Genomic DNA, 24998 nt, shown 5'->3' with positions numbered 1-24998 from the left:
CAATTCCTGCTATCAGACGTGATCGAACCGAGAGAGTTCAGGCACCGGATTCAGCGTAGATGCAAACCCGACGGGTGTGGAGGTCACACCCGTTATATTCACGACTTGGCCGACGGCTTGCGCAGCAGACTGAAGGCCATCGCTGCCAGAAACAGCACACTGAGCAGCAACACCGCCCACAGGCCGAATTTCTTCCAGTTGATATCGGTGGTCGCAGCCGTGGTGGCCGTCGAGGTCTGAGTCGCCAGCGCTTCACCCTGCACCGTGGCCTTGCCCAGCGTGGCCAGTTTCTCCGGTTTGAAATCCGGGATCAGCGTGGTCAGCGGCAGGTTCGCCGTTTTCACGGTCGGATTGCCCAGTGCCAGGCTGTAAGGCCCGTCGCCGCGCGCGAGGAAGATCACCTGCGTGGCGCGCACCGCGTATTTCACGCTCGGCGCCTGTTCGCCGAGACCGCCGCCGCGTTCGTCGACCATGAGTTTCAACTGCTGCACGGTCTGCCCGTAGAGCTGCAATTCGTTCTGCACCACGTCCTGGCCATTCTGGGTCAGGCGATAGAGCAAGCCGCTGCTCAACGGTTGCCACGGCATACTGCTTTCGCGACGCCCCGACAGTGTCACTGGCGCCAGGCTGTTGGCCTGCTTCAGTTCGACCTGCACCCGCTCGATGTTCAGCCCCATCGGCAACTGCCAGGTGTATTCCCCGGCCTTGCCGCTGCTGCCGGCCAGTGCCGGCGACCAGACCAATGGCAGCGGCAGGTTGCGCGGGTCACTGCTTTTCAGTTGCGCCGACGTCAGGACCGGCGCCGAGGCCGGCGAATCCCACAGCAGACGCAGATAGCGCGCCGATTGCCCGGGCAGCGCCACTTCATGTTGCTCGACCCGCTCGTCGGCAAAGGTCAGGCGCGCCACCTGACCTTCGCCCCAGGCTTGCCAGTGCTGCAGGTCGTCGCTGGCCTCGATGCTGAAACGCTGGAAGCCGTCGCGCTCGCTGGTCCAGTCGAGGATCAGTTGCTGCAACGGCGCCTTGATCGCGCTGGCGTCGAGCAGCCAACCGCGCAGCACTTCTTCCCCGGCTTCGAGCTGGCTGGACGGCTGCACTTCCACCAGCGTACCGGTGGTGGTGGATTGCACGCGCACACTCGGCGCGCGCTCGGTGGCATCCGCCGAGTTGTACAGCGGGAACCACTTCACCTCATGCAATTGGCCGTCGTCGCGGGTCTGCGCTGATTCCCGGGCCAGCGCATAGGCCTGCGGTTCTCCGGCGGCGTTGAACACTCGCAGATCGCTGAGATCGGTCTGGCGCGCCTGCAACTGCACGCTCAGCGGCAGTTCGAGGCGATACCACGGGCCGGAACCGCTGACCGACAACGGCACCTGCGCGGCGAAGTCCGCCGGTTTTTCCTGGGCGCCGGCCGCCATGGCCACGCCCAGCAACAGCCACCCGAGATTAAGCTTGCGACTCAAGACGACACTCCTTCGGTTTCCGGGGCCGGTTGGTCCGCCGCCGGTGCAGCTTCAACGCGTTTGGGCGGCAGCGGCGCAAAGTAGCCCACCACCAGCAGCAACACGCCGACGCCGATGAACGAGACGATCCGGGCCAGTCCGCCACGGTTGCTCAATTCGACAAAAATCAGTTTGGCCACCACCAGCGCAATCAGCGCCGCGCCGATCAGCCACACTTCGCGGCGATGGCGCAGGTGCCCGCCGATCATCAGCCCGAGCGCCATCAGCGTCCAGACGATGGACAAGCCGGCCTGCACCAGCATCGATTCGAGCAGCAGATCCAGCTCGAACGGAATGCCCGCCCAATGGTGCGCGGCACGGGTCACCAGCGCGGTGCAGAACGCGAACAGGGAAACGCCAGCAATCAGTTGCGTCGCGTAAGCCGCGTAATCCTGGCGGATCGACAGCTCGGCAACGGCGCTGCGCGACCAGACGTAGACACCGAACAGCGCAAACAGCAGACCCAACTCCAGCGGGTTGAGCAGCGGCACATAAGGCAACGGTTCGGCATTGCCATCGCTGACGCCATTGGCCAGCCAGAACCAGACCAGCATCAACACCGCCAGCGGCGCCGCCGCGTACAGGCGATATTCACGAGGGAACGCTGCCACCGGCCATGGCCACTGACGCGGTGCGGCCATCAGCAACAGATACACACTCGGCAGAATCGCCCAGCCCAGCCAGCGCCAGGCGTTGTATTGCTCGGACAACAGCAGCAGGCCGTAGCGCAACTCCAGCGCCAGCACGCCGATCAGCAGCCAGCAACCGAGCACATGGGCCGTGCTCAGGGCCCGCGCCGACAGCATGGGTGCCAGACGTCGCAGGCTGATGAAATGCACAACGAACACCGCCGCCCACGCCAGCCAGCCGAAATCCGCCGCCGGGTGATAACGCGAATGCCACGCGGCCAGCAACACCAGCCCGGCCGCCGGAATCAGCAAGGTGCAGAGCAACGCGAGCGACGGCCATTTCAGGCGCAAGGCCAGCAGTGCCCACAACGCGGCGCTCAGCGCAGCGACCAGCAGCAACAGTGGCCCCTGCAGATTCAGCGGCGCAAACCGCAGCACTTCGCTGACCCACGCCAGCGCCCACCAACCGGCGCCCCACACCAGCAACACGTCGGACAGTCGCTGCAGGCTCATCACATCGAACGCCGAAGCGTGATTGCCCAATTGCAGGCGCCACGCCCCGATCATCGCCGCCAGACCCAGCACCAGCGGCGTCCAGAATCCGCCATGGGCCAGCGGTCGCAGCCCCTCGCTGGACAGCGGCCCCAACAACTCGGGGCCGGCGAGCAGAAACGCCGCGCCGCCGATCAGTTGCAACAGCAGACCGAAGACAAAACTCACGCGCTGCTTGAGATACAGACTGAGCCAGATGATCAGCAAGCCACTGGCCGCCCATACCGCGCTCGCGGTCTGCCACGGCAGCACAAACAACACCGCCAGATTGATCAGCACCAGACCCGCCAGCAGCACCACCGACAACCCGCGCAGCAGGCGAACATCGCTGCGCACCATCTCGTCGCGCGCCGCCAGCAGCATGCCGGCGATCAACGCCAGACCGATCAACGAAGCGCTGAGCAGACCGCTCCAGCCAGCGCTGAACACCGCCGCCGAATCCTCGCCCGCCCCTTGCAGGCGCAACAGGAACAACGCCCCGCCGAGCAGTTGCACGGCAAACGCGGTGAACAGGAACGTGCGCGATTGCAGGCGCAAGCCGACGAACAAGGTCGCCAGCCCGGCCAATGCCCAACTGATCGCCGTGCCCTGAATAAAGAAGAACAGCGGCGCCAGCAAATACAGGATGGTCAGCCCCAGGCACGCCAGCACCGGCAAGCCCTGACGCTCCCACAGCGAGGTTTGCTCCGGCGACGCCTTGCGCAATTGATAGAAGCTGAACAACAAGGCCGCGCCGAGCATCAATGCGCCCAGCGGCGCAGCGTCGAGCAGGCTGCTTTCGCCAACCCGCAACTGACTGAGAAACGCCAGCGCCGAACCCAGTTGCAGCAGCAATGCGAAAGCCCGGGCCAACGGCCGTTGCTGACGCAAACCGAGCCAGAAAATCCCCGCGCCCTCCACCGCCCAGGCCGCGGACGTCCAGCGCGCATCCAGCCCCAGCGGAATCGCCAGGCTGGCGAAAATCACCCCGAGCGCCAGGCAAGTCTCGCCCAGCAACATCGCCCGACCGCCCATCAGCACTTTGGCCAGGGCCATGTAGATCATGCCCAGCGCCAGCGCACTGAACGCGGCAGCGAATTCCAGATGCTGGACCAGCGCGAATTGCAGGCCGAAACCCACCAGCGGCGGACCGAACAGCATCGTCCCGTCGACGTAATCGCCCTTGCGCGCCGACCAGTGCAGCAGCGCCTCGCGATCGTCGTCCGCCGGGGCGTTCGGCATGTCCAGCAACTTGCGTCGGGCGAACAGCAGGCCGATGGCCAGGTACATCAGGAAGAACAGCATCAGGAACGGCTCGGTGCTCCACAGCAGTTCCGGCGTGTACGAACGCAAGCCCCAGGCGAAACCGATGCCGAAGGTCCCAACGAAGCCGATCAGGTTAAGCAGGCGCCAGGCCTTGAACCAGGCGATGGCTAGAATGCCGGCGTTGAGCAGCGCGAAATAACTGAACAGCGCGACGTGGTTGCCGGCCCCGGTGGAGGTCAGGATCGGCGCGGCGAAACCGCCCAGTGCGGCGACGCAGGCCAGGGCCAGGGAATCCGGGGTGATGGCCAGAATGGCCGAAAACACCGTCACCGCCACCAGCAAGCCCAGCGCGGCAGACGGATCGAGCAGCGGATGCAGACGCATCGCCGCAAACACCGTCAGGTACAGCACCGCGATCCCCGTGCCTTGGAGCATCAAGGCGTAGCTGTTGTTGCGATGGCGCAACCACCAGCCCAGCGCCAGCAAGCCCAACGCTGCTGCTGCAACTCCGGCGTAACGCAATTCGATCGGCACCACCATGCCTTCGGTGGCGTAGCGCAGCAGGAACGCCAGACCGAAGAACAACAGCACCACGCCGACCCGCAGCACGGTGTTGCCACCGAACAGCCAGTTGCGCGCAGCGCTGATGCCGCGCTCGATGAGATTCGGGCCACGGGGCTCGGCGGGTTGTCGGGGTTCAGGTTCAGGCGTAACGGCGTCCAGACGCCAGACATCGACCGGCAGCGGCTGGCTGGATTCACCGGCGGCGACGGCAACAGGTTCGAGTTCGGGTGGCAGTTCCCAGACCAGCTCGGGTTCTGCGGCAGAGGGTTGTTCAACTACCGTGACAGGCTCTACGAATGTTTCGTTGTCCGGCGCGACACTCGGCGGCGCTGACGAATGCACCGGAGCGCCCTCCAGCAGAAACAGTCGCTGTTCGACGCCCTGCAACGCGATCTTCGCGTGATCCAGCTGACGCTGTTGCTCGGCAGCCTGTGAACCGAGCCGCGCGATACGCATCGCCTGGCCGATGGCGAGCCCGAGCAAGGCGCCCAACAGCGCATCGCTGAACGACTCGTCGAGCAGCCAGCCGAGCAGCAGCCCGATCAACATGAACATCCATTGCATGGTCGATATCCCTGAGCAGCCCCGTGGCGGGGCGGAACCAAGGCTCAGTATATCGGCCCGGCCCAACAATCGTGGGGCCGGGCGCACATTTGTCGCTAAAAGTTACTCCAGTGCCTTCCAGATATCCGTGGCGTACTCGCGGATCGTCCGGTCGGAGGAGAACCAGCCCATGCGCGAAGTATTCAGCACCGCCGAACGCCACCAGTTATTGGCGTCGTGCCAGAGCGCATCGACGCGCATCTGCGCCTCCCAGTAGGAGTCGAAATCGGCGCAGACGAAGAACCGGTCGTAATCCACCAGCGAATCGATCAGCCCGGTGTAGCGCGACGTGTCGTCCGGCGAGAACACCCCGCTGCGGATCGCCTGCAACACATCATTGAGGCGATGGGACGCGGCAATGTCCGGCACCGCGCTGAACTCGTGGTTCTGCTTGCGCGCTTCGACCTGCTGGGCACTGAGGCCAAAGATGAACATGTGCTCGGCGCCGATGCTCTCGCACATTTCCACGTTGGCGCCGTCGAGGGTGCCGATGGTCAGCGCGCCGTTCAGGCCGAACTTCATGTTGCTGGTGCCCGAGGCTTCGAAACCGGCGGTGGAGATCTGCTCCGACAGGTCCGCCGCCGGAATGATGCTCTCCGCCAGGCTGACGTTGTAGTTGGGCAGGAACACCACTTTGAGCAGGCCACGCACGGTCGGGTCGTTATTCACCACCCGGGCGATGTCGTTGGTCAGCTTGATGATCAGCTTGGCCTGGTGATAACTCGCCGCGGCTTTGCCGGCGAAGATTTTCACCCGCGGCACCCAGTCGATTTCCGGCTCGGCGCGGATCGCCTGATACAGCGCGACGGTGTGCATCAAATTGAGCAACTGACGTTTGTATTCATGGATCCGTTTGACCTGCACGTCGAACATCGCCGCCGGGTTGACCGCGATCCCCAGCCGTTCATGGATCAGGTAAGCCAGGGCTTTTTTGCTGTGCAGCCGCTGCTCGGCGAAGGCTTTGCGGAAGGCGGGTTTTTCGGCGAACGGCTCAAGATCGAGCAGACGCTCTTCAGGGTTGTCCAGCACGTCGGCGCCAAGGGCATCGACCAACATCGACGTCAGCTCCGGGTTGGCCTGATACAGCCAGCGGCGGAAGGTGATGCCGTTGGTCTTGTTGTTGATCCGCTCCGGATACAGCTTGTGCAGCTCGGCAAATACGGTTTTGCGCATCAGTTGCGTGTGCAGCCCGGACACGCCGTTGACGCTGTGCGAGCCGAGGAACGCGAGGTTACCCATGCGCACCCGACGGCCGTTGTCTTCCTCGATCAGCGACACCGCGCGCAGCACGTCGAAATCGTGGATGCCCTTGGCCCGCAACGAATCGATGTGCTGGGCGTTGATCAGGTAAATGATCTGCATGTGCCGCGGCAGCATGCGCTCCATCAAACCCACCGGCCAGGTCTCCAGGGCTTCGGGCAACAGCGTGTGGTTGGTGTACGACAGCGTGTCGACGGTGACTTGCCACGCCGCGTCCCAGGCCACGTCGTAGACGTCGACCAGTTGACGCATCAATTCGGCAACGGCAATCGAAGGGTGGGTGTCGTTGAGCTGGATCGCCGCGTGATCGCCGAGGGTCAACACCGAGGTGTGCATGTTGCGATGACGGCGCAGCAAGTCCTGAAGCGACGCAGCGACGAAGAAGTATTCCTGACGCAGGCGCAGTTCCTGCCCGGCTTCAGTGCTGTCCGCCGGGTAGAGGACGCGGGAGATACTTTCGGCCCGGGCTACTTCGGCGACGGCGCCCAGGTGGTCACCGGCGTTGAAGCGCTCCAGGTGCAGGTCTTCCATCGCCCGCGCCCGCCACAGGCGCAAGGTGTTGACGCTCGCCCCGCGCCAGCCGACCACCGGGGTGTCGTAGGCAATGGCCCGGACGGTTTCCGCCGGGTGCCAGACTTGCCGGGATTTGCCGCTGGCGTCGGTGACGGTCTCGACGCTGCCGCCAAAGCCGATCGGATAGACCACCTCTGGCCGCTCGAACTCCCAGGGGTTGCCGAAATCCAGCCAGTGCTCGGTCTGCTCCTGTTGCCAGCCATCGACGATGGCCTGCCGGAATAACCCGTGCTCATAACGAATGCCGTAGCCGTGGCCGGCAATACCGAGGGTCGACATGCTTTCCATGAAGCACGCCGCCAATCGTCCGAGGCCACCGTTGCCCAGCGCCGCGTCCGGCTCCAGGATGCGGATGCGCTCGAGATCGACGCCCAGCTCGGTCAGCGCTTCACGGGCAACATCCAGCAGACCGAGGTTGCTCAGGCTGTCGTACAGCAAACGGCCGATGAGAAATTCCAGCGAGAGGTAATACACCCGCTTCTGGCCTTTGCGGTAAATCTGCCGGGTGTGGTCCATCCAGTGCTCGACCATGTGATCGCGCGCCGCCAGGGCAATAGCTTCGAACCAGTCATGGTCGAAGGCGTGATCCGGGTCTTTGCCCACCGCGTAGGTGAGTTTGGTCAGGACGGCGTCGCGGAATGCGGCCACCTCTGCTTCGCGAACTAGTGGTTCTTGAGTCATCGATAGGACCTCGAGCGAGCGGGGAGTTGTCAGAGCCTAGACGGTCTGACCGACGGTAAGGGCTCTGGTTCGGCAGTTTTTACCGAGAGTGTGAGATCGACCGGCAATACTCTGGCGAATGCCTCAATGAATGCAGGGGCCGTGCCGAATTGTCGGACGATGTGCGCGCATGAAGAAAAAATCTGGCGAAAGGTTGTTCAAAAATCCACCAGTCCCGGTATGATCGCGCGCCCTGATGCACACGCCTGGTAAACACCGATGATGAAGCCCAACCTGATCGCCGCAGCCGAGATCGACCGTCTCGATACCTGGGCCAAATATTCGGCCCCGATGTGCGGCTCGTGCGTTTCCAGCTGCTGCACGCTGCCGGTCGAGGTCAAGATCAAGGACCTGGTGCGCATCGGTGTGGTCGACGAGTTCGAATTGGGCGACCCGCCGAAGAACATCGCCAAGCGTCTGCAAAAGGAAGGTCTGGTCGAGCGCTTCAATCAGAAGTCGGGGATCTTCACCCTGCAGCGCATGAGCAACAACGATTGCTACTACCTGGATCGTAAGAGCCGCCTGTGCACCATTTATGACAAGCGCCCGGACACCTGCCGCAACCACCCGAAGATCGGCCCGCGCCCGGGTTATTGCGCGTACAAGCCGAAGGAAGTGGAGCGGGTGCAGAACTCCCGTTCGATCGAGCGCTTCTAAAAGCCGACCCTCACCCCAGCCCTCTCCCGGGGGGAGAGGGAGCCGACCGAGGTGTCTTGCGAAATCCATCGACCTGAAACAACCAGTCGATTATGGATTCGGCACAGCCCGATCAGGTCGGCGTATCTCTTGAGCATCCCCCGATCAGTCCCCTCTCCCTCCGGGAGAGGGCTAGGGTGAGGGGCTCTTGATCTTCAAGGCCTATTCCACATTTTCCCCAGACAAACAAAAACGCCCCCGATCTCTCGACCGGGGGCGTTTTTTTCAGCCTTGGCTAAATCTTACGCCTTGGCTTTCTTGGCAGCGCGGGTACGCTCGCTTTCGTCCAGGATCTTCTTGCGAAGACGGATGGACTTAGGAGTCACTTCGCACAGCTCGTCTTCCTGGATGTATTCCAGAGCCTGTTCCAGGGTGAAGCGAACAGGTGGGACCAGAGCGATGGTTTCGTCTTTACCCGAAGCACGCATGTTGTCGAGCTTCTTGCCTTTGGTCGGGTTCACACCCAGGTCGTTGTCGCGGGAGTTCTGACCAACGATCTGACCGTTGTAGATCTCCTGGCCGTGTTCTACGAACAGCTTGCCACGAGCCTGCAGGGTTTCCAGGGAGTAGGTCAGTGCCTTGCCGGTTTCAACCGAAACCAGAACGCCGTTCTGACGGCCGGACATGTGGCCCGACTTCACTGGAGCATAACGGTCGAAGATCGAGGTCAGGATGCCAGCACCGTTGGTCAGGGTCAGGAACTGGTTACGGAAACCGATCAGACCGCGAGCAGGGATGTTGTATTCCAGACGAACACGGCCCTTGCCATCCGGCACCATGTTGCTCAGGTCGCCTTTACGCAGACCCATCTCTTCCATGACCTTGCCCTGGGATTCTTCAGGGATGTCGATGGTCACGTTTTCGAACGGTTCCTGCTTCACGCCGTCAACTTCACGGATGATCACTTCAGGACGGCCCAGGGCCAGCTCGAAGCCTTCGCGACGCATGGTTTCGATCAGTACCGAGAGGTGCAGCTCACCACGGCCGGATACCTTGAACTTGTCAGCCGAGTCGCCTTCTTCAACGCGCAGTGCAACGTTGTACAGCAGCTCTTTGTCCAGACGATCCTTGATGTTACGGGAGGTCACGAACTTGCCTTCTTTACCGCAGAATGGCGAGTCGTTTACCTGGAAGGTCATGGAAACGGTTGGCTCGTCAACGGTCAGAGGCTTCATCGCCTCGACGTTGTTGATGTCGCACAGGGTGTCGGAGATGAACAGCTCGTCGAAACCGCTGATGCAGACGATGTCGCCAGCTGCAGCTTCTTCAACGTCAACGCGGTGCAGACCGTGGTGACCCATCAGCTTCAGGATACGACCGTTGCGGCGCTTGCCGTCGGCGCTGATAGCGACAACCGGGGTGTTCGGCTTGACGCGACCACGAGCGATACGGCCAACACCGATAACACCCAGGAAGCTGTTGTAGTCCAGAGCGGAGATCTGCATCTGGAACGGACCGTCACGGTCAACAGCCGGAGGCGGAACGTGGTCGACTACCGCCTGGTACAGCGCGGTCATGTCTTCGCCCATGGCGGTGTGGTCCAGACCGGCGATGCCGTTCAGGGCCGAAGCGTAAACAACCTGGAAGTCCAGTTGTTCTTCGGTGGCGCCCAGGTTGTCGAACAGATCGAAGATCTGGTCCAGAACCCAGTCAGGACGCGCGCCCGGACGGTCAACCTTGTTGATGACCACGATTGGACGCAGGCCGGCTTCGAAAGCCTTCTTGGTCACGAAACGGGTTTGCGGCATAGGGCCGTCCTGGGCGTCGACCAGCAGCAGCACGGAGTCAACCATGGACATTACACGTTCAACTTCGCCGCCGAAGTCGGCGTGGCCCGGGGTGTCCACGATGTTGATGTGGTAGCCGTTCCAGTTGATGGCGGTGTTTTTCGCCAGAATGGTAATGCCGCGCTCTTTTTCCTGGTCGTTGGAGTCCATCACGCGCTCGTCGTTGAGCTCGTTGCGCTCCAGGGTGCCGGATTGACGCAGGAGTTTGTCTACCAGGGTGGTCTTACCATGGTCAACGTGGGCAATGATGGCGATGTTGCGTAGATTTTCGATCACTTGTGTATCTCGATCAGAGGATTCGGTTTGCTGACAAGTCTTGGCAGCGATTGACAGTAGTGTCCGGCATGGCCGTTACAGCTTGACGGCGGTGTCGGGGGGCCGGTGACGCAGGCCACAGGCAAACAGCCCCGGGCACTTAGCTCGGTCGATAAACGCGCACATTGGCATGCCCCTCACTGAGCAAATGGTGGGCATGCAGGCGACTCATCACGCCTTTGTCGCAATACAGCAGGTACTGGCGAGTAGGGTCCAGTTCCTTGAAACGAGCGTTCACTGCGTAGAACGGCATCGTCTGTACCTCTATGCCGGCGAGCTCCAGCGGGTCATCCTCGGCGGCATCCGGGTGGCGGATGTCGATGACGATCTGACCGGCCAGCGCTTCGCTGACTTCTTCGATCTGCAAATCCTGGCCCAATTCGTCGATCACCCGATCGATCGGCACCAGTCTGGCGTTTGCGAGCGCACGCTCAAGCACCGCCATGTCGAATTCCTGCTCTTCGTGCTCGACCCGGCCACGCTTGGCGGCGGTCTTCGGGTTGACCGAGATGACGCCGCAGTATTCCGGCATGTGCCGGGCGAAATCACCGGTACCGATCTGGTCGGCCGTGTCGATGATGTCCTGCTTGTGGGCGACGATCAGCGGCCGCAGGACCAGTTTGTCGGTGACGCAATCGATGACCGACAGGTTCGGCAGCGTCTGGCTCGACACCTGGGAAATCGCTTCACCGGTGACCAGCGCATCGATGTGCAGGCGTTCGGCAATGCTCGACGCTGCGCGCAACATCATACGCTTCAATACGACGCCCATATGACTGTCGTCGACCTTGCCGAGAATTTCGCCCAGGACTTCTTCGAATGGAACACTGACAAATAGCACGCGTTGCGAGCTGCCGTACTTCTTCCAGATGAAATGCGCGACTTCCATTACGCCCAATTCGTGAGCACGACCGCCCAGATTGAAGAAGCAGAAGTGCGTCATCAGGCCGCGACGAAGGATCTGGTACGCGGCCACCGTCGAGTCAAAACCGCCGGACATCAATACCAGCGTCTGCTCCAGCGCACCGAGCGGGTAGCCGCCGATGCCATTGTGCTGGCTGTGAATCACGAACAACCGTTTGTCGCGAACTTCGATGCGGACTTCGATCTCCGGCTGTTTCAGGTCGATTCCGGCAGCGCCGCACTCACGGCGCAGCTTGCTGCCGACGTATTTTTCGACGTCCATCGAGCTGAACGCATGCTTGCCCGCACGCTTGCAGCGCACCGAAAAGATCTTCCCGGCCAATGCATCGCCGTAGTGCTGCTTGCACTTTTCGGTGATGTCGTCGAAGTCGCCCAGCGGGTACTCGTCGATCTGCAGAAAGTGCGCGATGCCCGGCATGCAGGTCAGGCGCTCGCCCATCTCTTTCAGGGCCTTGGGGTCGGTGACGCGGGTTTCCAGCTCGAGGTTGTCCCACACACCGTTCACCACCACGGCCGGGTCCAGGTCGCGGAGCACGGTGCGGATGTTCTTGGCCAGCTGGCGGATGAATTTCGTCCGGACAGGTCGGCTTTTGATGGTGATCTCGGGGAAGACTTTTACGATTAGTTTCATGAAAACAGCGCGCGCAGGGCCAGCCGAAAAAGGGGGGCGCGGATTATAGCGGAAATTGCTCAAGGTTTAACCAGTTAATGTGCAGAAGGTTTTGCACGCACCAAAACGGATCATTTTTCGATTTGAGCGCTACATTAAAGGGCGAGATTTTCGTCTTTAAGGCACTTTCGACCTTTAGAAGCGTGAATTTGGGGCAAAAAACCCATGCTGGGGCACTGGCATGCAATTTGCTCCCTTGTGAGGCAGGTTGCCTTGGCAGAGTATTCGCGCCGGCATCACCACTATTAAGGGCATCCACTACCCGCCCTAATTCACCCGGAGGACACTATGTCGAAGTCGGTTCAACTCATCAAAGATCATGACGTCAAGTGGATTGATCTGCGCTTCACGGACACCAAAGGCACTCAGCACCACGTGACCATGCCGGCTCGCGATGCGCTGGAAGACGACTTCTTCGAAGTTGGCAAGATGTTCGACGGTTCCTCCATCGCTGGCTGGAAAGGCATCGAAGCCTCCGACATGATCCTGCTGCCGGACGACGAAACCGCCGTTCTGGACCCGTTCACCGAAGAGCCGACCCTGATCCTGGTCTGCGACATCATCGAACCTTCGACCATGCAAGGTTACGATCGCGACCCGCGCGCCATCGCCCGCCGCGCCGAGGAATACCTGAAGACCACCGGTATCGGTGACACCGTATTCGCCGGTCCAGAGCCAGAGTTCTTCATCTTCGACGAAGTGAAGTTCAAGTCCGACATCTCCGGTTCCATGTTCAAGATCTACTCCGAGCAAGGCTCGTGGATGTCCGATCAGGACGTGGAAGGCGGCAACAAAGGCCACCGTCCAGGCGTGAAAGGCGGCTACTTCCCGGTTCCGCCGTTCGACCACGACCACGAAATCCGTACCTCCATGTGCAACGCACTGGAAGAAATGGGCCTGACCGTTGAAGTTCACCACCACGAAGTGGCAACTGCCGGCCAGAACGAAATCGGCGTCAAGTTCAACACCCTGGTGAAGAAAGCCGACGAAACCCAGACCCTGAAGTACGTTGTGCACAACGTTGCCGACGCCTACGGCCGCACCGCGACCTTCATGCCGAAGCCGCTGTACGGCGACAACGGTTCGGGCATGCACGTTCACATGTCCATCTCCAAAGATGGCAAGAACACCTTCGCGGGTGAAGGTTATGCCGGCCTGTCCGACACCGCCCTGTACTTCATCGGCGGCATCATCAAGCACGGTAAGGCCCTGAACGGCTTCACCAACCCGGCCACCAACTCCTACAAGCGTCTGGTGCCAGGCTTCGAAGCTCCAGTAATGCTGGCCTACTCGGCTCGCAACCGTTCCGCCTCGATCCGTATTCCTTACGTCAACAGCCCTAAAGGCCGTCGTATCGAAGCCCGCTTCCCGGATCCGGCTGCCAACCCGTACCTGGCTTTCGCAGCGCTGCTGATGGCAGGTCTGGACGGTATCCAGAACAAGATCCACCCAGGCGATGCTGCCGACAAGAACCTGTACGACCTGCCGCCTGAAGAGGCGAAAGAGATCCCGCAAGTTTGCGGCAGCCTGAAAGAAGCCTTGGAAGAGCTGGACAAGGGCCGTGCGTTCCTGACCAAGGGCGGCGTGTTCTCCGACGACTTCATCGACGCTTACATCGCGCTGAAATCCGAAGAAGAAATCAAGGTCCGCACCTTCGTACACCCACTGGAATATGAGCTGTACTACAGCTGCTGATCCGGTAGCGCCGCGCTACGCGGCGTGACAAAAGAGAGGCCTCCTTCGGGAGGCCTTTTTTATTGGCCGGAATTTGTTGGCGATGCACCACCCTGTGGGAGCGGGCTTGCTCGCGAAGGCGTCGTATCAGTCAGCATCATCTCCAATGATCCGCCGCTTTCGCGAGCAAGCCCGCTCCCACAGGGACTTGTGGTGCTTGAATACATTTCTGGATGTGCAGCAAGTTGGGCCAACCGCCGCGACTGGCCTATGCTGCAACCCATCGTTTTCGTTTCCGGTCGATTTCATGGGTCGCACCCTTCTCTGTATTTTGCTGCTGATCGCCCTGCCCGCTGCCGCGCAGATCTACAAGTACACCGATGCCAGCGGCAACACGGTGTACAGCGATCACGCGCCGGACGGCGTGCAGGCGCAGCCGGTGGAGTTGCCGCCGCTCAACAGCGTTCAGCCCCAGGCACCGAGCCCGCCCTCTTCAGACACCTCCAGCCCTGCGCCAGCACGCAATGCCTATGAAGTGCTGGAGCTGACCGGCCTGCCCACCGAAGAGGCCCTGCGCGCCAACAACGGCACCTTCACGGTCAGCGTGCTGATCAAGCCGCGCCTGCAACCGCCGCATCAATTGCGCCTGCTGCTGGACGACGCGCCTTATGGCCAACCGAGCAATGTGCCGATCCTGCAACTGGTGAACGTTGACCGGGGCGAGCATCGGCTCGCGGTGCAGGTAATCAATGGCGAGGCGATCATTCAGCAGAGTCCTGCGGTGGTGTTCACCGTGCAGCGGGTGCACAAGCCATGACACGGGGATTGATTGCCTTGTGCCTGTCGCTGATCGCGTCTGGCGCATCGGCCGAGGTGTTCACTTACATCGATGCACAGGGCAATCGGGTCTACACCGATCAACCACGGGGCAACGCCAAGCGTGTGCCGCTGGCCACCAGCAATCGCATGGCCTCGAACCCGACCGCCGCTGCACCGGTCACGCCGTCGAAAAAATCAGCAGAGCCGCCGCTGTTCCACTACGACATGCTGCGGGTGCTGATCCCCGAGCCGGACGCGACCATTCGCAGCAGCGCCGGCGAACTGATCGTCAGCGTCACCAGCGAGCCGGGCCTGCAAAAAGGTCATCGGTATCGCCTGCTGCTGGATGGCCAGGCCGTCGGCGAACCCGGCCTGAGCCCGGTGTTCCCGCTGAGCAACATCGATCGTGGCAGCCACAACCTGTCGGTGGAGATCCTCGATGCTCAGGGTCGAACGGTGGAGAAAACCGCCAACCAGCCGTTCCACATGCAGCGCATTTCCCTGGCACAGAAGCGTCAGGTAAAACCCTGCGTCAGCGCCGACTACGGCGTGCGCCCGGAATGCCCGCTGAAAGACAAACCCGCCGAACCGAAAAATCCTTTCCTGCGTTTCTTCTGACGTCGTTCAGCTTTTCGCACTATATTGGTGCAATACGCTGCACCGTACTCACATTCCAACCCATTTTGGTTCGAAAGTACCCGCCAGAGCGGTTTGACTGCCACGCAAACGAGCGTCAAACGCCCGTTTCAGGGGTTGAACGCTTCTTTTCGGAGCCTTGGTTTGGTTTTTGCATTTTCCTCGCATCAGCGCTGTATCCCTGCGCGCGCCATGCTCCAAAAGAGGTCCTCATGACCATCAGTGACGCACTGCATCGCTTGCTACTCGACAACCTGACCACCGCCACCATCCTGCTCGACAGCGAATTGCGCCTCGAGTACATGAACCCGGCGGCGGAGATGCTGCTGGCCATCAGCGGTCAGCGCAGCCATGGGCAGTTCATCAGCGAGCTGTTCACCGAGTCCACCGAGGCGCTCAACTCGTTGCGTCAGGCGGTGGAGCAGGCGCACCCGTTCACCAAGCGCGAAGCGATGCTCACCGCCCTCACCGGCCAGACCCTGACCGTGGATTACGCGGTAACGCCGATCCTCAGCAACGGCGCGACCCTGCTCCTGCTGGAAGTCCATCCCCGTGACCGTCTGCTACGGATCACCAAGGAAGAGGCCCAGTTGTCGAAGCAGGAAACCAGCAAGATGCTGGTGCGCGGCCTGGCCCACGAAATCAAGAATCCGCTGGGCGGCATCCGTGGCGCCGCGCAACTGCTGGCCCGGGAACTGCCGGAAGACAGCCTACGCGACTACACCAACGTGATCATCGAAGAGGCCGACCGCCTGCGCAATCTGGTCGACCGCATGCTCGGTTCGAACAAACTGCCGTCGCTGGCCCTGTGCAACGTCCACGAAGTGCTGGAGCGGGTCTGCCAACTGGTCGAGGCCGAAAGCCAGGGCTGCATCACGCTGGTGCGCGATTACGACCCGAGCATCCCCGATGTTCTGATCGACCGCGAACAAATGATTCAGGCGGTGCTGAACATCGTGCGCAACGCGATGCAGGCCATCAGCAGCCAGAACGAGCTGCGCCTGGGCCGCATCAGCCTGCGCACCCGCGCCATGCGCCAGTTCACCATCGGCCACGTCCGTCATCGCCTGGTGACCAAGATCGAGATCATCGACAACGGTCCGGGCATTCCGGCGGAACTGCAGGAAACCATCTTCTTTCCCATGGTCAGCGGCCGTCCGGACGGTACCGGGCTCGGCCTGGCCATCACCCAGAACATCATCAGCCAGCACCAGGGCCTGATCGAGTGTGACAGCCATCCAGGCCACACCACGTTCTCGATCTTTCTGCCACTGGAACAAGGAGCCACATCGACATGAGCCGTAGTGAAACCGTGTGGATCGTCGATGACGACCGTTCTATCCGTTGGGTTCTGGAAAAAGCCCTGCAACAGGAAGGCATGACCACCCAGAGCTTCGACAGCGCCGATGGCGTGATGAGCCGCCTCGCGCGCCAGCAGCCGGACGTGATCATCTCCGACATCCGCATGCCCGGCGCCAGTGGCCTGGACCTGCTGGCACGGATCCGCGAGCAGCACCCGCGGCTGCCGGTGATCATCATGACCGCTCATTCCGATCTGGACAGCGCTGTCGCCTCCTATCAGGGTGGCGCGTTCGAATACCTGCCCAAGCCGTTCGACGTTGACGAGGCGGTTTCGCTGGTCAAACGCGCCAATCAGCACGCCCAGGAACAACAGGGCCTGGAAGTCGCCCCGACCCTGACTCGCACCCCGGAAATCATCGGCGAAGCGCCGGCGATGCAGGAAGTGTTTCGCGCCATCGGGCGCTTGAGCCACTCCAACATCACCGTGCTGATCAACGGCGAATCCGGCACCGGTAAAGAACTGGTGGCCCACGCCCTGCACCGCCACAGCCCGCGCGCGGCCTCGCCGTTCATCGCGCTGAACATGGCGGCGATCCCGAAGGACCTGATGGAATCCGAACTGTTCGGCCACGAAAAAGGCGCGTTCACCGGTGCGGCCAACCTGCGTCGCGGCCGCTTCGAACAGGCCGACGGCGGCACGCTGTTCCTCGATGAAATCGGCGACATGCCGGCGGACACCCAGACTCGCCTGCTGCGGGTGCTAGCCGATGGCGAGTTTTATCGCGTCGGCGGGCATGTACCGGTCAAGGTCGATGTGCGGATCATCGCCGCGACCCACCAGAATCTGGAAACCCTGGTTCACGCCGGGAAATTCCGTGAGGACTTGTTCCACCGCCTCAACGTGATCCGCATCCACATCCCGCGCCTATCGGACCGTCGCGAAGACATCCCGACCCTGGCCAAGCACTTCCTCAGCCGCGCCGCGCAAGAACTGGCGGTGGAGCCGAAGCTGCTGAAAAGCGAGACCGAGGAATACCTGAAGAACCTGCCGTGGCCTGGCAACGTGCGCCAGCTGGAAAACACCTGCCGCTGGATCACCGTGATGGCGTCCGGGCGCGAGGTGCATATCAGCGACCTGCCGCCGGAACTGCTGAGCCTGCCGCAGGACTCGGCGCCGGTGACCAACTGGGAACAGGCGCTGCGCCAATGGGCCGATCAGGCCCTGGCACGCGGGCAGTCGAGCCTGCTCGACAGCGCGGTGCCGGCGTTCGAGCGAATCATGATCGAAACGGCTCTGAAGCACACCGCCGGGCGTCGTCGCGACGCTGCCGTGCTGCTGGGCTGGGGCCGGAACACCCTGACCCGCAAGATCAAGGAACTCGGCATGAAGGTCGATGGCGGGGATGACGATGAGGGCGATGAAGGCTGAGACTCAGCGCCAGCCTGCACCGCCGCAAGGCACCGTGACCCTTAATCGGGCACGGTCACCGGCCCAGGCTTGCACTGTAAACAGCTGAAAATCCCAACCTGTAAAAAGACGAAGGCCCCGTATTACGGGGCCTTCGTCGTTGTGTCGGGCTTTTTTGTTTCAAAACGAGAAAAACTGGCACGCCCCCTGCAATAACTCTATCAGGTGATTCGATTCACTCACCCTTTCGGGGGCCTTGGTACAGGCAGGCCGGGGATTCCCCTCTTTACACCGGACTCAGCGAGTCCACCCTTTTGGGGCCCTTGATACAGGCAGGTCAGGGGTTCCTTCTTTACACCGGCTCAGAACGCGATGCGATGAGCCCGCCCGTTTCGGGAACCTTGGTACAGGCAGGCCGGGGATTCCCTCTTTTATTGCTCCCGGAGATGGATCTCCAGCCGCCAGCGGTCATCGACCGCCTGGCCGGCCCAGTCGCCCTGCAGCGGCCGCGCCGCCACCAGCGTCAGCAACAATCCCCCGTCACTCAACCGCGTCCGCCAGTTCACGTCCTTGCCGTTGAACTTGAGCTGGCCTTTCTGCGCCTGGCCTTCGGCCTCGAACAACAGCGCAACGCTGCCATCGACGATCTCGCCATGCAGCTTCGGCTCGTTGTTGAACCAGACCGCCAGCCCGCCATCGATCACCTCGACCTGCTGCAAAACGGTCGAGTCAGGCGTGGTCAAACGGCCGATCATCATCCCGACCATCACACCGACGATCGCCAGTGAGGCCATCACCCGCGGGAATAGTTTCGAACGCGGATCCGCTTGCGGCGTAGAATGCGCGTCATCTTTACCTTCGGAGCCGTGCATGTTTCACGTCATCCTTTTTCAACCGGAAATTCCGCCGAACACCGGCAACGTTATCAGGCTGTGCGCCAACAGCGGCTGCCACCTGCATTTGATCGAACCGCTGGGTTTCGAGATGGACGACAAGCGCCTGCGCCGCGCCGGTCTCGACTACCACGAGTATGCCACCTTGCAGCGCCATGCCGACCTCGCCAGTTGCCTGGAAAGCCTCGGTCATCCACGGCTGTTCGCCTTCACCACCAAGGGTTCGCGGCCGTTTCACGATGCCGCGTTCGTCCCCGGCGATGCATTCATTTTCGGCCCGGAAAGCCGTGGCCTGCCGCCGGAAGTGCTCGACGCCTTGCCCGGCGAACAGCGCCTGCGCCTGCCGATGCGCGAAGGCTGCCGCAGCCTGAACCTGTCCAACACCGTGGCAGTCGCCGTGTACGAAGCGTGGCGGCAGAACGACTTCAAATAACACCGCATAACAAATGTGGGAGCGGGCTTGCTCGCGAAGGGGCCGCATCAGATGACATTTATGCCACCTGACACACCGCTTTCGCGAGCAAGCCCGCTCCCACATTGGACTTGCGTCAACGCTCAGATCATTTACTGAACGGTCGGAGTCTCGCCGGATTCCTGCATGCGCTGCAGCTCTTGCGCGTACAGGGCGTCGAAGTTCACCGGGGCCAGCATCAGGGCCGGGAACGAACCACGGGTCACCAGGCTGTCCAGGGTTTCGCGAGCGTACGGGAACAGGATGTTCGGGCAGAACGCACCCAGGGTGTGGCTCATGGAAGCCGCGTCCAGGTTTTTGATCAGGAAGATACCGGCCTGTTGCACTTCAGCGATGAAGGCCACTTCTTCACCGTTTTTCACGGTGACGGACAGGGTCAGCACGACTTCGTAGAAATCACCTTCCAGGGCTTTCTGGCGGGTGTTCAGATCCAGAGCGACCGCCGGGTCCCACTGCTGGCGGAAGATCGCCGGGCTTTTCGGGGCTTCGAAGGACAGGTCGCGTACGTAGATGCGCTGCAAGGAGAATTGCGGTGCGGTTTCTTCTTCGCTGGCTGCAGTGTTCTGTTGGTCAGTCATCTCAGATCCTTTCTGATCTTGGGTCTTTTAGGGTTCTTTACGTGTGCAGCAGTTCAGGCCTTGAGCAGCGCGTCGAGCTTGCCGGCACGCTCCAGGGCATACAAATCATCACATCCGCCGACGTGGGTGTCGCCGATCCAGATCTGCGGCACGGACGTGCGTCCGGCCTTCTGGGCCATGGCGGCGCGCACCTGCGGCTTGCCATCGACCTTGATCTCTTCGAAGGCCACGCCTTTGTTCGCGAGCAGGTACTTGGCGCGCGAGCAGTAAGGGCAGTAATCGCTGGAGTAGACGATGACGTCGCTCATGTCACTTCACCAACGGCAGGTTGTCGCCTTTCCAGCTGGAAATCCCGCCGGACAGCTTGGCGGCGGTGAAGCCGGCCTTCATCAGCTCGCGGGCATGGGTGCCGGCGGTCTGGCCCAGGGCGTCGACCAGAATGATGGTCTTGGCCTTGTGTTTTTCCAGCTCGCCGATGCGGGCGGCCAGTTTGTCCTGGGGAATGTTCACCGCGCCAACGATGTGACCGGCGGCGTAGTCCTTGCTCGGACGGATGTCCACCACCACGCCGGCTTCCTTGTTGACCAGTGCGGTCAGCTCGCCCGTGCTCAGGCTTTTACCGCCGCCCTGCACCGTATGCGCCAGCAGCAAAGCCAGCAGTACGACGAAGATACCGACAAGAATGTAGTGGTTAGTGGCAAATTCAATCAGGTGAGCAACCATCGAAGGAGGTTCCAGGGCGTTAAAATGTCGGCCAGTATACACAGCCACTATGGTCGGCCAAACCCCGTCCGGCGGTGACGCCGCCGGAACTTCGCTTTAAACTCCAACTCCCTTTTCCATCGCCCTCTTCTTATTAGCCACGAGTGGATTCCATGACTACCACGCCTAAACCTTTGGTCCTGATGATTCTCGACGGCTTCGGTCACAGCGACAGCCCCGAATCCAACGCCGTCTATGCGGCCAAAAAGCCTGTGCTGGATCGCCTGTGGGCCACCGTGCCGAATGGCTTGATCTCGGGCAGCGGCATGGACGTCGGTCTGCCGGACGGCCAGATGGGCAACTCTGAAGTCGGCCACATGAACCTCGGCGCCGGCCGCGTGGTGTATCAGGACTTCACCCGTGTGACCAAAGCGATCCGCGACGGCGAGTTCTTCGAGAACCCGACCATCTGCGCCGCCGTGGACAAGGCCGTGGCCGCCGGCAAGGCCGTGCACTTCATGGGCCTGCTGTCGGATGGCGGCGTTCACAGCCACCAGGATCACCTGATCGCCATGGCCGAACTGGCCTTCAAGCGCGGCGCCGAAAAGATCTACCTGCACGCCTTCCTCGACGGCCGTGACACGCCGCCGAAAAGCGCCGCCTCGTCGATCGAACTGCTCGACGCGACCTTCCAGGCCCTCGGCAAGGGACGCATCGCCAGCCTGATCGGCCGCTATTACGCCATGGACCGCGACAACCGCTGGGATCGCGTGGCCCAGGCCTACAATCTGATCGTTGACGGCAAGGGCGAATTCAACGCCGCCACCGCCCAGGAAGGTCTGGAAGCCGCTTACGCCCGTGGCGAGAGCGACGAATTCGTCAAAGCCACCAGCATCGGTGAGCCGGTGAAAGTCGAAGACGGCGATGCCGTGGTGTTCATGAACTTCCGCGCCGACCGCGCCCGCGAGCTGAGCCGCGTGTTTGTCGAAGACGGTTTCAAGGAATTCGAGCGCGCACGCCAGCCAAAAGTGCAGTACGTGGGCCTGACCCAGTACGCCGCCAGCATCCCGGCACCCGCAGCCTTTGCCCCCGGCAGCCTGGAAAACGTGCTCGGTGACTATCTGGCGAAAAACGGCAAGACCCAGCTGCGCATCGCCGAAACCGAGAAGTACGCCCACGTCACCTTCTTCTTCTCCGGCGGTCGCGAAGAACCGTTCCCGGGCGAAGAGCGCATCCTGATCCCGTCGCCGAAAGTCGCCACGTATGACTTGCAGCCGGAAATGAGCGCACCGGAAGTCACTGATCGCATCGTCGAGGCCATCGAGAACCAGCGCTACGACGTGATCGTGGTCAACTACGCCAACGGCGACATGGTCGGCCATAGCGGCGTGTTCGAAGCCGCAGTGAAAGCCGTGGAATGCCTGGACACCTGCGTCGGCCGCATCGTCGAAGCCCTGGAAAAAGTCGGCGGCGAAGCGCTGATCACCGCCGACCACGGCAACGTCGAGCAGATGGCCGACGAATCCACCGGCCAGGCGCACACCGCGCACACCACCGAACCGGTGCCGTTCATCTATGTCGGCAAGCGTGACCTGAAAGTCCGCGAAGGCGGCGTGCTGGCGGACGTGGCGCCGACCATGCTGAAACTGTTGGGCCTGGAAAAACCGGCGGAAATGACTGGCACTTCGATTCTGGTCTGATATCAAAAACGCCCTGTAATCAGCCTGAAACGGCTTTTTATGACGAACGCCTCAAAGCAGTTGGCTTTGAGGCGTTTTTTTTGCCGCGTCGGGCGGGCATACTAGGCCGTCCCTTACCCTGGTGCCGCCCGCCTCTATGCTTCGCGTCCTGATCGCCCTCGCTCTGACATGCCTGCTCCAACCGGCCTTCGCGGATGAGCGCGCGCAAACCCAACAGCAACTGGACGCCACGCGCCAGGACATTGCCGAGCTGAAAAAACTGCTGGGCAAGCTCCAGGAGGAAAAATCCGGGGTACAAAAGGAGCTCAAGGGCACCGAAACCGAGATGGGCAAGCTCGAGAAGCAGGTCGAAGCCCTGCAGAAAGAGCTCAAGAAGAGCGAGTCCGAGCTTCAGCGGCTCGATGCGGAGAAAAAAAAACTCCAGAGCGCGCGCACTGAACAGCAGCGACTGATCGCCATCCAGGCCCGCGCCGCCTACCAGAACGGTCGCCAGGAATACCTCAAACTGCTGCTCAACCAGCAGAATCCCGAGAAATTCGCCCGCACCCTCACCTATTACGACTACCTGAGCCAGGCTCGCCTGGAACAGCTTAAAAGCTTCAACGAAACCCTGCGCCAACTGGCCAACGTCGAAAAAGACATCGGCGTGCAGCAGGCGCAGTTGCTGGCGCAGCAAAGCGATCTCGACACTCGGCGCGAAGCGCTCGACAAGGTCCGCAAGGAGCGCCAGCAGGCCCTTGCCAAGCTCAATGACGACGTTAAGGCCCGAGACCAGAAACTGGCCGCCCGCGAGCAGGATCAGGCAGACCTGTCTAAAGTCCTTAAAACCATTGAAGAAACCCTGGCCCGCCAGGCTCGTGAGGCAGAAGAAGCGCGACAGAAAGCGCTCATCGCCCAGCAGGAAGCCGAAAAAAAGCGCTTGCGTGAGGCCGAGGCGGAAAACTCCGACGCCCCACGCAAACCGGTCAGATCGACACCCGGCGCCCTGGTATCCAGCGGCGGCGAGACCTTCGGCGGCCCTTTTGCATCAAGTCGGGGAAAACTTCCATGGCCGGTTGATGGTCGACTGCTGGCACGCTTCGGCGAAACCCGTGGCGACGATGCCCGCACCAAGTGGGACGGCGTGATGATCAGCGCCTCCGCCGGCAGCCAGGTGCATGCCGTACACGGCGGGCGCGTGGTGTTTGCCGACTGGCTGCGCGGCGCCGGGCTGCTGGTGATCCTCGATCACGGCAACGGTTTTCTGAGTCTTTACGGTCACAACCAGACGCTACTGAAGTCGGCAGGTGACGTGGTAAAAGCCGGTGAGTCCATCTCCACTGTGGGTAACAGTGGCGGCCAGGACACACCAGCGCTGTATTTCGCAATTCGTCAGCAGGGTCACCCGAGTGATCCGGCGCAATGGTGCCGTGCGCAAGGATAAGCACGCCATCTAATTCAGGAGTTCGTTCGACATGCTGCATTTGTCCCGCCTTACCTCGCTGGCCCTGACGATCGCCCTGGTGATCGGCGCGCCTCTGGCGTTTGCCGCTCAACCGGCTCCGGCCGTCGCTCCGGCAGGTACTGCCGCGACTTCCAAGGCGCCGTTGCCGCTGGAAGAGCTGCGCACCTTTGCCGAGGTCATGGACCGGATCAAGGCCGCCTACGTCGAACCGGTGGACGACAAGACCCTGCTGGAAAACGCGATCAAGGGCATGCTCAGCAACCTCGATCCGCACTCCGCCTACCTCGGCCCTGAAGACTTCGCCGAGTTGCAGGAAAGCACCAGCGGTGAGTTCGGTGGTCTGGGCATCGAGGTCGGCGCCGAAGACGGCTTCATCAAGGTCGTGTCGCCAATCGACGACACTCCGGCGTCGAAGGCCGGCATCCAGGCCGGCGACTTCATCGTCAAGATCAACGGGGCGCCGACCCGCGGCCAGACCATGACCGAAGCCGTGGACAAGATGCGCGGCAAGATCGGCCAGAAGATCACCCTGACCCTGGTGCGCGACGGCGGCACGCCGTTCGACGTGACCCTGGCCCGCGCGGTGATTCAGGTGAAGAGCGTCAAGGCACAGCTGCTCGAATCCGGCTATGGCCTGATCCGCATCACCCAGTTCCAGGTCAAGACCGGCGAGGAGGTTTCCAAGGCCCTGGCCAAGCTGCGCAAGGACAACGGCAAGAAGCTCAACGGCATCATCCTCGACCTGCGCAACAACCCGGGTGGTGTGCTGCAAGCGGCGGTGGAAGTGGTCGATCACTTCATCACCAAAGGCCTGATCGTCTACACCAAGGGCCGAATCGCCAATTCCGAACTGCGCTTCTCCGCCACCGGCAAGGACGAAAGCGAAGCGGTGCCGATGGTCGTGCTGATCAACGGTGGCAGTGCCTCGGCTTCGGAAATCGTCGCCGGCGCCCTGCAGGATCAGAAACGCGCCGTGGTCATGGGTACCACCAGTTTCGGCAAGGGCTCGGTGCAGACCGTGCTGCCGCTGAACAACGACCGCGCGCTGAAGATCACCACGGCGCTGTACTTCACGCCGAACGGCCGCTCGATCCAGGCCCAGGGCATCGTCCCGGACATCGAAGTGCGCCGCGCCAAGATCACCAACGAGGCGGACAGCGACTACTTCAAGGAAGCCGACCTGCAAGGTCACCTGGGCAACGGCAACGGCGGCGCGGACAAACCGACCGGCTCTGGCGGCAAGGCCAAGGCGATGCCGCAGGATGACGATTACCAGTTGGCCCAGGCCCTGAGCCTGCTCAAAGGCCTGAGCATCACGTCCGGCCGTTGA

The 24998-nt window shown here is 61.8% G+C and carries 19 protein-coding genes; 10 read left to right on the top strand and 9 right to left on the bottom strand.

What is annotated here, in order from left to right; genetic code table 11:
• Positions 1 to 98 precede the first annotated feature (98 nt).
• The 3 genes from CAF76_RS18250 to CAF76_RS18240 form a co-directional block, all read right to left on the bottom strand.
• The gene (locus tag CAF76_RS18250; RefSeq protein ID WP_085647993.1) at positions 99 to 1463 is read right to left on the bottom strand and encodes a DUF3999 domain-containing protein; all 1365 of its coding nucleotides are present in this window, start codon (positions 1461 to 1463) and stop codon (positions 99 to 101) included.
• Positions 1460 to 5056, bottom strand: a complete 3597-nt coding sequence (locus CAF76_RS18245) for a DUF2339 domain-containing protein (protein ID WP_085647992.1) — start codon at positions 5054 to 5056, stop codon at positions 1460 to 1462. The genes CAF76_RS18250 and CAF76_RS18245 overlap by 4 nt, the downstream gene beginning before the upstream one ends.
• Positions 5057 to 5158: 102 nt before the next feature.
• On the bottom strand, positions 5159 to 7609 hold the full coding sequence (locus CAF76_RS18240) for a glycogen/starch/alpha-glucan phosphorylase (RefSeq protein ID WP_039764697.1): 2451 nt from the start codon (positions 7607 to 7609) through the stop codon (positions 5159 to 5161).
• A 258-nt stretch (positions 7610 to 7867) separates the two neighbouring features.
• Between CAF76_RS18240 and CAF76_RS18235 the strand changes: the two genes are divergently transcribed.
• Entirely contained in the window at positions 7868 to 8305 is a 438-nt protein-coding gene (locus tag CAF76_RS18235; protein WP_007952500.1) for a YkgJ family cysteine cluster protein, read from the top strand.
• Positions 8306 to 8586: 281 nt separating this feature from the next.
• Here the strand turns inward: CAF76_RS18235 and typA are convergent, their stop codons facing one another.
• Together typA and thiI are read right to left on the bottom strand one after the other, a co-directional pair.
• Positions 8587 to 10407 carry a translational GTPase TypA gene (typA, locus tag CAF76_RS18230; protein ID WP_007952502.1) on the bottom strand — a complete coding sequence of 607 codons (1821 nt, stop codon included), beginning with the start codon at positions 10405 to 10407 and terminating at the stop codon, positions 8587 to 8589.
• 139 nt (positions 10408 to 10546) lie between these two features.
• Positions 10547 to 12001 (bottom strand): tRNA uracil 4-sulfurtransferase ThiI, encoded by a 1455-nt coding sequence (gene thiI / locus CAF76_RS18225; RefSeq protein WP_011332034.1) that lies wholly within the window; start codon positions 11999 to 12001, stop codon positions 10547 to 10549.
• A gap of 327 nt (positions 12002 to 12328) precedes the next feature.
• Between thiI and glnA the strand changes: the two genes are divergently transcribed.
• The 5 genes from glnA to ntrC all read left to right on the top strand — a co-directional run bounded on the left by glnA (position 12329) and on the right by ntrC (position 17900).
• Positions 12329 to 13735, top strand: coding sequence for a glutamate--ammonia ligase (gene glnA, locus CAF76_RS18215; protein ID WP_011332032.1), 1407 nt, complete (start codon positions 12329 to 12331; stop codon positions 13733 to 13735).
• Positions 13736 to 14021: 286 nt separating this feature from the next.
• Positions 14022 to 14531 (top strand): DUF4124 domain-containing protein, encoded by a 510-nt coding sequence (locus CAF76_RS18210; protein WP_085647990.1) that lies wholly within the window; start codon positions 14022 to 14024, stop codon positions 14529 to 14531.
• Positions 14528 to 15151, top strand: a complete 624-nt coding sequence (locus CAF76_RS18205) for a DUF4124 domain-containing protein (RefSeq protein WP_085647989.1) — start codon at positions 14528 to 14530, stop codon at positions 15149 to 15151. The genes CAF76_RS18210 and CAF76_RS18205 overlap by 4 nt, the downstream gene beginning before the upstream one ends.
• Positions 15152 to 15381: 230 nt before the next feature.
• Entirely contained in the window at positions 15382 to 16467 is a 1086-nt protein-coding gene (gene glnL / locus CAF76_RS18200; RefSeq protein ID WP_007952516.1) for a nitrogen regulation protein NR(II), read from the top strand.
• On the top strand, positions 16464 to 17900 hold the full coding sequence (gene ntrC / locus CAF76_RS18195) for a nitrogen regulation protein NR(I) (RefSeq protein WP_007952518.1): 1437 nt from the start codon (positions 16464 to 16466) through the stop codon (positions 17898 to 17900). The genes glnL and ntrC overlap by 4 nt, the downstream gene beginning before the upstream one ends.
• Positions 17901 to 18310: 410 nt before the next feature.
• Here ntrC and CAF76_RS18190 read toward each other — a convergent pair whose 3' ends face one another.
• Entirely contained in the window at positions 18311 to 18751 is a 441-nt protein-coding gene (locus tag CAF76_RS18190; RefSeq protein WP_085647988.1) for a hypothetical protein, read from the bottom strand.
• On the opposite strand from CAF76_RS18190, the gene CAF76_RS18185 reads away from it, so the two are divergent.
• Positions 18750 to 19205, top strand: coding sequence for a tRNA (cytidine(34)-2'-O)-methyltransferase (locus CAF76_RS18185; RefSeq protein ID WP_007952520.1), 456 nt, complete (start codon positions 18750 to 18752; stop codon positions 19203 to 19205). The genes CAF76_RS18190 and CAF76_RS18185 overlap by 2 nt on opposite strands.
• Before the next feature lie 131 nt (positions 19206 to 19336).
• Here CAF76_RS18185 and secB read toward each other — a convergent pair whose 3' ends face one another.
• The 3 genes from secB to CAF76_RS18170 are packed head-to-tail and all read right to left on the bottom strand — an operon-like array spanning position 19337 to position 20545.
• Positions 19337 to 19822, bottom strand: coding sequence for a protein-export chaperone SecB (gene secB, locus CAF76_RS18180; protein ID WP_007909233.1), 486 nt, complete (start codon positions 19820 to 19822; stop codon positions 19337 to 19339).
• Positions 19823 to 19875: 53 nt separating this feature from the next.
• Positions 19876 to 20130, bottom strand: a complete 255-nt coding sequence (gene grxC, locus CAF76_RS18175; RefSeq protein WP_007952522.1) for a glutaredoxin 3 — start codon at positions 20128 to 20130, stop codon at positions 19876 to 19878.
• A gap of 1 nt (position 20131) precedes the next feature.
• On the bottom strand, positions 20132 to 20545 hold the full coding sequence (locus tag CAF76_RS18170; protein ID WP_007952524.1) for a rhodanese-like domain-containing protein: 414 nt from the start codon (positions 20543 to 20545) through the stop codon (positions 20132 to 20134).
• 152 nt (positions 20546 to 20697) lie between these two features.
• On the opposite strand from CAF76_RS18170, the gene gpmI reads away from it, so the two are divergent.
• The 3 genes from gpmI to CAF76_RS18155 all read left to right on the top strand — a co-directional run bounded on the left by gpmI (position 20698) and on the right by CAF76_RS18155 (position 24998).
• Positions 20698 to 22224: a 2,3-bisphosphoglycerate-independent phosphoglycerate mutase gene (gene gpmI / locus CAF76_RS18165; protein WP_064592833.1), complete on the top strand. Its 1527-nt coding sequence runs from the start codon at positions 20698 to 20700 to the stop codon at positions 22222 to 22224.
• Positions 22225 to 22360: 136 nt separating this feature from the next.
• Positions 22361 to 23647, top strand: a complete 1287-nt coding sequence (locus CAF76_RS18160; RefSeq protein ID WP_039764683.1) for a murein hydrolase activator EnvC — start codon at positions 22361 to 22363, stop codon at positions 23645 to 23647.
• A 31-nt stretch (positions 23648 to 23678) separates the two neighbouring features.
• Positions 23679 to 24998, top strand: a complete 1320-nt coding sequence (locus CAF76_RS18155; protein WP_011332024.1) for a S41 family peptidase — start codon at positions 23679 to 23681, stop codon at positions 24996 to 24998.

Origin of the sequence: Pseudomonas sp. B40(2017), assembly GCF_002112855.1 — a bacterium.
Classification (GTDB): Bacteria; Pseudomonadota; Gammaproteobacteria; order Pseudomonadales; family Pseudomonadaceae; genus Aquipseudomonas; species Aquipseudomonas pharyngis.
Note: the sequence above shows the minus strand (reverse complement) of the source record. Positions and strands in the feature narration are given on the sequence as shown.